Raw genomic sequence first — 10,909 nt, forward strand, 5'->3', positions numbered from 1 at the left:
GGTGAACTGAAACATCTCAGTAGCTCGAGGAAAAGAAATCAACCGAGATTCCGAAAGTAGTGGCGAGCGAAATCGGAAGAGCCTGTGCTCTTTAGCCATCGACTTATCAAAACAGCTTGGAAACGCTGACCATAGTGGGTGATAGTCCCGTATGAAAAAAGTTGATGGTGGAACTGAGTGCACGACAAGTAGGGCGGGACACGAGAAATCCTGTCTGAATATGGGGGGACCATCCTCCAAGGCTAAATACTCGTAATCGACCGATAGTGAACAAGTACCGTGAGGGAAAGGCGAAAAGAACCCCGGGAGGGGAGTGAAATAGATCCTGAAACCGCATGCATACAAAAAGTAGGAGCCCGCAAGGGTGACTGCGTACCTTTTGTATAATGGGTCAGCGACTTACATTCAGTGGCAAGCTTAACCGAATAGGGAAGGCGCAGGGAAACCGAGTCCGAATAGGGCGAATTAGTCGCTGGGTGTAGACCCGAAACCAAGTGATCTATCCATGGCCAGGATGAAGGTGCGGTAACACGCACTGGAGGTCCGAACCGACTAGTGTTGCAAAACTAGCGGATGAGCTGTGGATAGGGGTGAAAGGCTAAACAAACTTGGAAATAGCTGGTTCTCTCCGAAAACTATTTAGGTAGTGCCTCAAGTATTACCGTCGGGGGTAGAGCACTGTTATGGCTAGGGGGTCATGGCGACTTACCAAACCATTGCAAACTCCGAATACCGATGAGTACAGCTTGGGAGACAGTGCACCGGGTGCTAACGTCCGGACACGAAAGGGAAACAACCCAGACCACCAGCTAAGGTCCCCAAAATTGGCTAAGTGGGAAACGAAGTGGGAAGGCTAAAACAGTCAGGATGTTGGCTTAGAAGCAGCCATCATTTAAAGAAAGCGTAATAGCTCACTGATCGAGTCGTCCTGCGCGGAAGATGTAACGGGGCTAAGCCAGTTACCGAAGCTGTGGATTTGCTAGCAATAGCAAGTGGTAGGAGAGCGTTCTGTAAGCCTGAGAAGGTGTCTTGGAAAGGATGCTGGAGGTATCAGAAGTGCGAATGCTGACATGAGTAGCGTTAAAGGGGGTGAAAAGCCCCCTCGCCGAAAGCGCAAGGTTTCCTACGCAACGTTCATCGGCGTAGGGTGAGTCGGCCCCTAAGGCGAGGCAGAGATGCGTAGCTGATGGGAAACAGGTCAATATTCCTGTACCGATTTATAGTGCGATGTGGGGACGGAGAAGGTTAGCTCAGCCAACTGTTGGAATAGTTGGTTCAAGCCTGTAGTCATGGCCCTTAGGCAAATCCGGGGGTCTTAGATGAGGGGTGATAACGAGTCTGCTTGCAGACGAAGTGAGTAATACCATGCTTCCAGGAAAAGCCACTAAGCTTCAGCTATAAATTGACCGTACCGCAAACCGACACTGGTGCGCGAGATGAGTATTCTCAGGCGCTTGAGAGAACTCTGGAGAAGGAACTCGGCAAATTGACACCGTAACTTCGGAAGAAGGTGTGCCTCTAGTAGGTGAAGTCCCTCGCGGATGGAGCCGAACAAGGTTGCAAAGAATCGGTGGCTGCAACTGTTTAATAAAAACACAGCACTCTGCAAAGACGAAAGTCGACGTATAGGGTGTGACGCCTGCCCGGTGCTGGAAGATTAAATGATGGGGTGCAAGCTCTTGACTGAAGTCCCAGTAAACGGCGGCCGTAACTATAACGGTCCTAAGGTAGCGAAATTCCTTGTCGGGTAAGTTCCGACCTGCACGAATGGCGTAATGATGGCCACACTGTCTCCTCCAGAGACTCAGCGAAGTTGAAATGTTTGTGATGATGCAATCTCCCCGCGGAAAGACGGAAAGACCCCATGAACCTTTACTGTAGCTTTACATTGGACTTTGAACAGATCTGTGTAGGATAGGTGGGAGGCTTTGAAGTGAGGATGCTAGTTCTCATGGAGCCAACGTTGAAATACCACCCTGGTGTGTTTGAGGTTCTAACCTTGGCCCGTTATCCGGGTTGGGGACAGTGTATGGTGGGCAGTTTGACTGGGGCGGTCTCCTCCCAAAGTGTAACGGAGGAGTTCGAAGGTACGCTAGATACGGTCGGAAATCGTGTCGATAGTGCATTGGCATAAGCGTGCTTGACTGCGAGACTGACAAGTCGAGCAGGTACGAAAGTAGGACAAAGTGATCCGGTGGTTCTGTATGGAAGGGCCATCGCTCAACGGATAAAAGGTACTCTGGGGATAACAGGCTGATACCGCCCAAGAGTTCATATCGACGGCGGTGTTTGGCACCTCGATGTCGGCTCATCTCATCCTGGGGCTGTAGCCGGTCCCAAGGGTATGGCTGTTCGCCATTTAAAGAGGTACGTGAGCTGGGTTTAAAACGTCGTGAGACAGTTTGGTCCCTATCTTCCGTGGGCGTTGCAGATTTGAGGGAGCCTGTTCCTAGTACGAGAGGACCGGAATGGACGCACCTCTGGTGTACCGGTTGTCACGCCAGTGGCATCGCCGGGTAGCTATGTGCGGAAGAGATAACCGCTGAAAGCATCTAAGCGGGAAACTCGTCTCAAGATAAGATCTGCCAGGGCCTTGAGCCCTCTAAAGAGTCGTTCAAGACTAGGACGTTGATAGGTTGGGTGTGGAAGCGCAGTAATGCGTTAAGCTAACCAATACTAATTGCTCGTGAGGCTTGACCCTATAACTTTGACGGATAAGTCAAAGGATTCTGATATCGTTTCGCCAAGTCTGGCCAAGCGCAATCATCTAAGATTCGACTCTATAAATTGGCTGTGCTGATATATAATCAGTGCAGTTTACAAGTTATGCCTGACGACCATAGCGAGGTGGTCCCACCCCTTCCCATCCCGAACAGGACCGTGAAACACCTCAGCGCCGATGATAGTGCGGATTCCCGTGTGAAAGTAGGTCATCGTCAGGCACCCATCTTCTAAGAAGAAACACCTAAAGCCCTCCTCGTGAGGGCTTTAGGCTTTGTGGGAATAGCTAGAGTCTAAAAGAGCTTTTGCTCTTTTAGACTCTAGCGTTTATCTTGTTGATGAATATCAACTTTGAATGGCTCCGGTTCTTTCCAGCGAATTTCTTCGACGGTATAACCTTCCTTGGTCAAGGCTAATCGAAGCCATTCTGGCTGTTTGCCTTTCCCGTCCCAGTGTTCGCCAGAAACGGGGTGTTTATACAGAATGGAATGCGGTTTACTGACAGCCTGAAGAGGTGTCGTGCCACGTAGTTCTTTCGGAGATATACGCCAGAAATCCATTAATTTTCGAATGGTTCTGATTGCTGCGATCTTCTCAGCCTCGCTGTCATCTGAATGAATGCGTGTCATCGTGCATTGAAAATGTTCAATGGATAATAATGAAAATTATTTCAATTGTTTAATGAGTAGGAGGAAAGCTTGGTCGTTTTCCTATATTTTCTTGTAAGAAGGCAAGGCGATGGTGATTAATTTTCCATTCAAATTCTGGGAAACGAAAATCTAAGTAATCGAGTGCGCACACGATTGAAATGTCCGCAACACTAAAGGTGTTGCCAGCAAAAAATGCTTGATCAGTGATGTTTTTGGATAAATAATTCAGCGAAGATGTGACTTTACCCATCTGTCGATCAATCCAAGCTTGGCTCCGTTGATTGGGTTCACGACCAGGCCACGTGGCTTCAAGTCGAGCAGAAACGGCTGCATCAAGAATACCTTCTGCTAAAGATTCATAAACACGTACTCTGGCGCGCTCATGACCATCCACTGGAATCAGTGGATTGGATATCGATAAGGTATCAATATATTCAATAATTGTTCGAGAGTCGAAGATTGAATGATTGTTTTCTAGTATCAAGCATGGAACCTTGCCCAGCGGATTCAAGTGATCCATCGGTACTGATCGACTCCAAGCATCTTCCAGTTCAAACAGATAGTTCAAGCGCTTTTCGGCCAGAGCGACGCGCACTTTACGTACGTAAGGGCTGGTGAGTGAGCCAAGTAAACGCATAAACAACGACCCAAAAAGTGAGCATGAAAAGGACGGTCCGAGGACAATTCGACAGATTCTATCCTCATGGGTTGGCGGATCTGGCTCGCACTTAACGCTCTTTGGATTCTGGGATCGCACTGAGCAGGGCATCCCAAGCCTCAAAGTTGGCCTCCATATTGCCATCGGCATCAGGTTCTTGGGGCTCAGAAAGCACCAATACCCTAACAATCGCACCCTCGGGCAGATTTTCAGGTGCAGGTACCTGAATGGTCCGATTTTGTACTATGGTCGTGAACTCTGTAGCTTGCATGATGATCACCGCACGGCAACATACCTAGGGCAGTCTACCCCTAGTTTCCCTTGACTTGAAGATCATTGTCCCGGGCAAAGTTCATCACGAAATCCCAAGCCATGGGCTCCAAGTCTTTGAGACCTTCATGGACAACGACGCATTTAACGCCTTCAATCACCATGGGAATGCAGTAAGGCGAGTAGCTGATGCTCCGATGCGTACTGCTGGTGGCACTGTTGCCCTCGGGGCGAAAACAAGACATGGCTCCTGCCAACCGTTCGGCCCAATCGCTGGGACGAAACGTTCGCCCATTGTGAGTCAGGCCTTGGATGATAGTTTCACGGTGTTTCTTGATCTTGATCACGATCTACGGGCCCTTTCTTGTCGATTCTCACGGAGGGTACGCGTTAGCCCGGATTGTGCACTTCGTGATAGATGATGTAACTCATCTTTCGAGACACATGCCGCGCGAGTATCAATAGCTTGGCTGTCTTCAGCCTGTCAGGTGGTACGCGCTTAGAATTCGTCGCGCACTGCGGCCCATGCCGGGTGTCTTTTTTTGACGATTGAGGAGTAGCCTGCAATGAGCGTGCCAGTTGAACCGCATGTGATGAAAACCTACGGCCGGTTGCCGATTGCGTTGTCCCACGGGCAGGGCTGCCGAGTTTGGGATACGGACGGTCGGGTCTATCTGGACGGTTTGGGCGGCATCGCTGTCAATACGTTGGGCCATGCCCATCCCAAGTTGGTGCCTGCATTGCAAGAGCAAGTGGCCAAGCTGATCCATTGCTGCAACTACTATCACGTGCCTCTGCAAGAACAACTGGCCGCTAAGTTGGTGGCTTTGTCGGGTTTGAGCAACGTATTTTTTTGCAACAGTGGGCTTGAAGCCAACGAAGCTGCATTGAAACTTGCTCGCAAGTTTGGGCACGACAAGGGTATCGATCGTCCCGAAGTGATCGTCTATGAAAAGGCCTTCCACGGACGCTCTATCGCCACGCTTTCTGCCACGGGCAATCCGAAGGTCCAAGCAGGTTTCGGTCCTTTGGTGGAAGGCTTTGTGCGTGTGCCGCTGAATGATATGGAAGCCATGGAGCGTGTGGCCGCTGAACGGCCCCATGTGGTGGCAGTTTTCTTGGAAACCATCCAAGGGGAAGGCGGTATCAACGCTGCACGTTGGGAGTACCTGCGTGACGTTCGTGCCCTTTGTGATGCCAAGGGCTGGCTTCTGATGCTTGACGAAGTGCAGTGCGGCATCGGGCGCACGGGCAAGTGGTTTGCCCACCAGTGGGCTGATATCCAGCCCGATGTGATGCCCTTGGCCAAGGGGTTGGGTTCGGGGGTGCCGATCGGTGCTGTGGTGTGCGGGCCGAAGGCGGCCACGATTTTTCAACCTGGAAACCACGGCACGACCTTCGGGGGCAATCCGCTGTCCATGCGGGCGGGTATTGAAACCCTACGCATCATGGAAGAAGATGGGCTGCTCTATAACGCGGCGACCGTTGGCACGCAGCTCATGGCGGCGTTGTCAGAGGGGTTGGTCAATGTTCCGGGCGTTCTCGAGGTGCGCGGTTACGGTTTGATGATTGGCATTGAACTGGATAGGCCATGCGGCGAGTTGCTTTTACAAGCCGCCAATGCAGGTTTATTGCTCAGTGTGACGGCCGATCGGGTGATTCGCTTGGTGCCACCCTTGATTATCAGTAGCGAAGAAGCTGCAGAAATCGTGGCTATTCTGGTCCCTTTGATCAAAGAATTCTTGTCTGAAAGCGCAGCATGAAACCCGGTCGCAGTTTGATAAAACATTATTTACAGTTCAAGGATCTGCGCGCTGAAGAATATGCCTATTTGTTTGAACGGGCTCGGATCATCAAACAGCGGTTTAAGAACTACGAAAAATACCAGCCCCTTTCTGACCGCACCTTGGCGATGATTTTCGAAAAAGCCTCAACCCGCACCCGGGTGAGTTTTGAGGCGGGTATGTATCAGATGGGTGGATCGGTGGTGCATCTGACCACGGGGGATAGCCAATTGGGTCGTTCAGAGCCGATTGAAGACAGCGCCCGTGTGATCAGCCGCATGGTTGATCTGGTGATGATTCGTACCTACGAGCAAACCAAGATTGAACGTTTTGCTGCCCATTCCCGTGTGCCGGTGATCAACGGGCTGACCAATGAATTTCATCCCTGCCAAATTTTGGCCGATTTGTTCACCTACCTAGAACATCGGGCCTCGCTGGGCGCCAAGGGCTACGACTTGGCCTCGCTGAAGAATCGGGTGGTGGCTTGGGTCGGTGATGGCAACAACATGGCCAACACTTGGTTGCAAGCGGCGGAAATTCTGGGCTTTACCGTCCACGTCAGTACCCCTAGCGGTTACGAAGTTGATCCTGTCGTGGCCGGCATTCGCAATCAAGATTGCTATCGCGTCTTTGATGACCCGATGCAGGCTTGCGCAGGGGCCGATCTGGTCACCACCGATGTTTGGACCAGCATGGGGTTTGAGGCGGAAAACGCGGTGCGCCAAGATGCGTTTGCCAACTGGTGTGTGAATGCCGAGATGATGGCGGTTGCCAAACCGGACGCGCTGTTTATGCATTGTTTGCCGGCCCATCGCGGTGAAGAAGTCAGCGCCGATGTGATCGATGGCCAGCAGTCGGTGGTGTGGGATGAAGCTGAAAACCGCCTGCATGTTCAAAAGGCGCTGATGGAGTTTCTTCTGGTCGGGCGGATTGGTTGAAGCCTGCGTGGTCCTTAAGCGCTAAGCGCATCCCGAGGAGCTTATTTCTGTGAAACTGGCTTTGTTCAGCGATCTTCATGCCAACCGAGAGGCCTTCGAGGCTTGCTTGGAACAGGCACATCTGCACGGCGCTGATCGCATCGCTTTGCTGGGTGACTTCGTCGGCTATGCGGCCGATCCGGCGTGGATGGTGACTAAAGTGCAAGACTTGGTCAGCCAAGGTGCGATTGCGATTCGGGGCAATCATGATGACGCCGTGGTGCGTGGTCCGAGCGCCAACCTGATCGAGGAAGCGCGTCGCGTGATCGCTTGGACGCGTTCTCAGCTCACGCCCGCGCAGATCGAGTTTCTGGCCGATTTGCCCTACACCTCGGAAGAAAGTGGCTGTTTCTTTGCCCACGCCAACGCCTACGCGCCCAGCGAGTGGGATTACATCCTGACGCGCTCGGAGGCGATTCGCAGCATGCATGCGACTCGGGCACGACACAGCTTTTCGGGGCACGTGCACACACCCAAGCTGTATCACCTCTCCAGCACCGGCAAGATCGCCGATTTCACGCCAACGCCTGGCGTCGCAGTGCCGGTGCCGTCTCATCGGCAGTGGTTGGCTTTGCCGGGGGCCGTGGGTCAACCTCGGGATGGCAATCCTGCGGCTTGCTGGGCATTGTTTGATACCGACCGGTATACGTTGACGTTCCATCGCGTGCCCTACGATTTTGAGACCACAGCGGCCAAGATCATTGCAGCAGGGTTGCCACGGGTGCTTGGGGAGCGGTTGGCTCATGGCAACTAACGGGCCGCGCCCAGAGCTTGGCTATCCGACGCCCCCTGAAAAGGGCGAGGTCATTGATGGCTTTTTGCTGGAAGACATCCTGCATCAAGGCGGCATGGCCAACCTTTGGCTCGTCAGCCATCCGGACCATGCTCAGCCGATGCTGATGAAAGTACCGCGTATCAAGGGGGGCGAGGATCCGGCCACCATCGTGGGCTTTGAAGTTGAGCAGATGATTCTGCCGATGTTGAGCGGGCCGCATGTGCCCAAGTGCATTGCACGAGGTGACTTCTCCAAGCGTCCTTACATCGTCATGGAGCAGATTCCGGGGGTGTCATTGCGGGCGCAGCTCTTGGAGAAAAAACCGCTGCCCTTCGAAGACATCGCTGCGATCGGCGCCAAGGTGGCCTTGGCCTTGCATGATTTGCACCGGCAGCATGTGATTCATCTCGATATCAAACCGAGCAATATCCTGTTTCGGCCGGAGCAAGCCGATGGGCACGGCGGAGAGGCGGTTTTGGTCGATTACGGCTTGTCGCGGCATGATTTCTTGCCCGATTTGCTGGACGAAGAGTTTGATCTCCCCATGGGCACCGGGCCTTATATGTCGCCGGAGCAAGTGCAGTTCTTGCGCTCTGAGCCCCGAAGTGATCTGTTTGCGTTGGGGGTGATTCTTTATCACTTGACCACCGGTGAGCGGCCCTTTGGGGCCCCCGTCAGTGTGCGTGGCCTGCGTGAGCGGCTCTACAAAGAGCCCGTCGCTCCGCGCGTTTTGCGGCCGGATTGTCCGCCTTGGTTGCAAGAGGTGATCTTGCGCTGCCTTGAGGTTCAAGCGGATCAGCGTCATCCCAGTGCCGCCCATTTGGCCCAAGACCTGCTGCATCCCGAACAAATCCATCTCACCGCTCGGGCGGAACGGGTGGGGTCCGTCGGGCGATGGACCCATATCAAACGGTGGTTCAAAGCCATCGGTGCAGAACCTTCGGCTCGGGGCGGGGCCGTGGAGCAGTTGAAGCGGGCGCCGATCATCATGGCGGCGGTGGATGTCCAAGGGGCCACCCCGGACTTGCTCGACTTGCTGCACGAGACGGTCTATCGCATCGTCGTGACAGAAAAAGGCGCGCGCCTCGCCTGTGTCAGTGTCATGAAAACTGCGCGCATTGGCATCGACGAACTCACCGATGCCCAAGGACAGAGTTTGCACGTGAAGCAATTGGTGGGACTCAAGCATTGGGCTCGGCCGTTGGAGCGTGCGTTGGACCTGTCCGAAGAACGATTGACCTTTCATGTGCTCGAAGCACCCGATGCCGCCACGGCCTTGGTTGATTTTGCGCAGCGCAACCAGATTGATCACATTGTGATGGGCGCCCGGGGTAACTCGGCCTTGCGGCGTTATCTGGGCAGCGTGTCTTCCCAAGTGGTGGCCAAGGCCGATTGCACTGTCACGGTGGTGCGTGTGCCCAGCGAGGCTCGTCAAGCCGGTTAGTTCCCTCACGCACCTACAATCCGCTCCGATTTCTTTTCTTTCTCTCCTAGAAAACGACCATGTCACAAGCCATCAAGCGCGTCGTCCTCGCCTATTCGGGCGGTTTGGACACCTCCATCATCCTGAAGTGGCTTCAGGATCAGTATCAGTGCGAGGTGGTGACCTTCACCGCCGATATCGGCCAAGGCGAGGAAATCGAGCCGGCTCGTGCCAAGGCCATCAAGATGGGCATCAAGCCCGAAAACATCTTTATCGAAGACCTGCGCGAAGAGTTTGTGCGTGATTTCGTCTTCCCGATGTTCCGTGCTAATGCCCTCTATGAAGGCGAATACCTGCTCGGCACCTCGATTGCCCGGCCTTTGATCGCCAAGCGCTTGATCGAAATCGCCCAAAAGACCAACGCTGACGCCATCAGCCATGGCGCGACGGGCAAGGGCAACGACCAAGTCCGTTTCGAGCTCGGTGCTTACGCGCTGATGCCGGGCGTGAAGGTGATTGCCCCGTGGCGCGAGTGGACACTTTCCAGCCGCGAAAGCATGCTGGCTTATGCCGACGAACACGGCATTCCGGTTGATTTCAAGAAGCGCAAGGGTGGCGGTGCGCCGTACTCGATGGACGCCAACTTGCTGCACATCAGCTACGAAGGCGGCATCCTCGAAGACCCGAACTTCGCGCCCGAAGACAGCATGTGGCGTCTGACCAAGAGCCCTGAGAAGGCACCGAACAAGCCGCAAATCATCGAACTCAGCTACGAAAAGGGCGATGTGGTGGCCATTGACGGCGAGCGTCTCTCACCGGCTCAAGTGCTGACCAAGCTCAATGAGATTGGCGGCCTGCACGGCGTGGGTCGTCTCGACAAGGTCGAGAACCGCTACGTCGGTATGAAGAGCCGGGGCTGCTACGAAACCCCTGGTGGCACGATTTTGCTGGCGGGGCACCGCGCCATCGAGTCGATCACGCTCGACCGCGAAGTGCTGGCCCTCAAGGAAGATCTGATGCCGCGTTACGCGCGCATGGTCTACAACGGCTACTGGTTCGCGCCTGAGCGTGTGTTGCTGCAAGGTCTGATCGACGCCAGCCAAGCCACCGTCAACGGCACGGTCCGGCTCAAGCTTTACAAGGGCACGATCATGTGCGTGGGCCGCGAGTCGCTCACCGACAGCCTGTTCGATCCGAAGATCTCGACCTTCGACGACGACGGTGGTGCTTACAACCAAGCGGATGCTGGCGGCTTCATCAAGCTCAACGCACTGCGCCTGCGCATCGCGGCCAACGCCCGTGCTGCGCGTGCACCGAAGCCGGTGGTGGCTGAAGCCGCCGTTGCCGCTCCGGCCAAGAAGGCCAAGGCTGCAGCAGTTCGCTTCAAGCCCGGTAAAGCCCTGAAGGATACGGTTGCCGTGGCGGCACCCGTCAAGACAGTGAAAACGGCTGCTCCCAAGAAGGCAGCCCCGAAGAAAGTTAAAGCATGAGCCATTCTCAACTCGCGGTGACCACGGTTGGCACCCAAGCCAATGTGTACTTTGACGGCAAGTGCGTTTCGCATGGCGTGACGCTGGCTGATGGCACCAAAAAAAGCGTCGGTGTGATCTTGCCCTCGCTGCTCACCTTCAACACCGGTGCACCAGAAGTG

Annotated in this window: 10 protein-coding genes and 2 rRNA genes (1 of these 12 only partly in view); 8 read left to right on the forward strand and 4 right to left on the reverse strand. The window is 54.2% G+C overall.

All coding sequences use genetic code 11. The features are described 5' to 3' along the window. A 23S ribosomal RNA gene (locus LEPOCDRAFT_RS00430) occupies positions 1 to 2,701 on the forward strand (it extends 181 nt beyond the left edge of the window). 128 nt (positions 2,702 to 2,829) lie between these two features. Beyond that, positions 2,830 to 2,942, forward strand: a 5S ribosomal RNA gene (gene rrf / locus LEPOCDRAFT_RS00435). 99 nt (positions 2,943 to 3,041) lie between these two features. On the opposite strand, the gene LEPOCDRAFT_RS00440 is transcribed toward rrf, so the two are convergent. From LEPOCDRAFT_RS00440 to LEPOCDRAFT_RS00445, 4 genes are all read right to left on the reverse strand, one after another. After that, positions 3,042 to 3,350: an H-NS family nucleoid-associated regulatory protein gene (locus LEPOCDRAFT_RS00440; RefSeq protein WP_009453196.1), complete on the reverse strand. Its 309-nt coding sequence runs from the start codon at positions 3,348 to 3,350 to the stop codon at positions 3,042 to 3,044. Positions 3,351 to 3,399: 49 nt separating this feature from the next. After that, positions 3,400 to 4,008: a glutathione S-transferase N-terminal domain-containing protein gene (locus LEPOCDRAFT_RS02605; protein WP_083834351.1), complete on the reverse strand. Its 609-nt coding sequence runs from the start codon at positions 4,006 to 4,008 to the stop codon at positions 3,400 to 3,402. Between the two features lie 91 nt (positions 4,009 to 4,099). Further along, on the reverse strand, positions 4,100 to 4,300 hold the full coding sequence (locus tag LEPOCDRAFT_RS02765) for a hypothetical protein (RefSeq protein ID WP_009453198.1): 201 nt from the start codon (positions 4,298 to 4,300) through the stop codon (positions 4,100 to 4,102). Positions 4,301 to 4,340: 40 nt separating this feature from the next. Next, complete coding sequence (locus tag LEPOCDRAFT_RS00445; protein WP_009453199.1) at positions 4,341 to 4,646, reverse strand: DUF3579 domain-containing protein; 306 nt, start codon at positions 4,644 to 4,646, stop codon at positions 4,341 to 4,343. A 219-nt stretch (positions 4,647 to 4,865) separates the two neighbouring features. On the opposite strand from LEPOCDRAFT_RS00445, the gene LEPOCDRAFT_RS00450 reads away from it, so the two are divergent. The 6 genes from LEPOCDRAFT_RS00450 to LEPOCDRAFT_RS02610 form a co-directional block, all read left to right on the forward strand. Beyond that, positions 4,866 to 6,062, forward strand: coding sequence for an aspartate aminotransferase family protein (locus LEPOCDRAFT_RS00450; protein WP_009453200.1), 1,197 nt, complete (start codon positions 4,866 to 4,868; stop codon positions 6,060 to 6,062). Next, positions 6,059 to 7,021, forward strand: coding sequence for an ornithine carbamoyltransferase (gene argF / locus LEPOCDRAFT_RS00455; protein WP_009453201.1), 963 nt, complete (start codon positions 6,059 to 6,061; stop codon positions 7,019 to 7,021). The genes LEPOCDRAFT_RS00450 and argF overlap by 4 nt, the downstream gene beginning before the upstream one ends. A 49-nt stretch (positions 7,022 to 7,070) precedes the next feature. Further along, complete coding sequence (locus LEPOCDRAFT_RS00460; protein ID WP_009453202.1) at positions 7,071 to 7,814, forward strand: metallophosphoesterase family protein; 744 nt, start codon at positions 7,071 to 7,073, stop codon at positions 7,812 to 7,814. Next, positions 7,804 to 9,279 carry a serine/threonine protein kinase gene (locus tag LEPOCDRAFT_RS00465; protein WP_009453203.1) on the forward strand — a complete coding sequence of 492 codons (1,476 nt, stop codon included), beginning with the start codon at positions 7,804 to 7,806 and terminating at the stop codon, positions 9,277 to 9,279. Before LEPOCDRAFT_RS00460 ends, LEPOCDRAFT_RS00465 begins: the two co-directional genes overlap by 11 nt. Positions 9,280 to 9,338: 59 nt before the next feature. Further along, on the forward strand, positions 9,339 to 10,748 hold the full coding sequence (locus LEPOCDRAFT_RS00470) for an argininosuccinate synthase (protein ID WP_009453204.1): 1,410 nt from the start codon (positions 9,339 to 9,341) through the stop codon (positions 10,746 to 10,748). Then, positions 10,745 to 10,909, forward strand: a 165-nt coding sequence (locus tag LEPOCDRAFT_RS02610; RefSeq protein WP_156793926.1) for a pyrimidine/purine nucleoside phosphorylase, incomplete at its 3' end; no start/stop codon positions are given. The genes LEPOCDRAFT_RS00470 and LEPOCDRAFT_RS02610, both read left to right, overlap by 4 nt.

The sequence above is a fragment of the Leptothrix ochracea L12 genome (assembly GCF_000262525.1).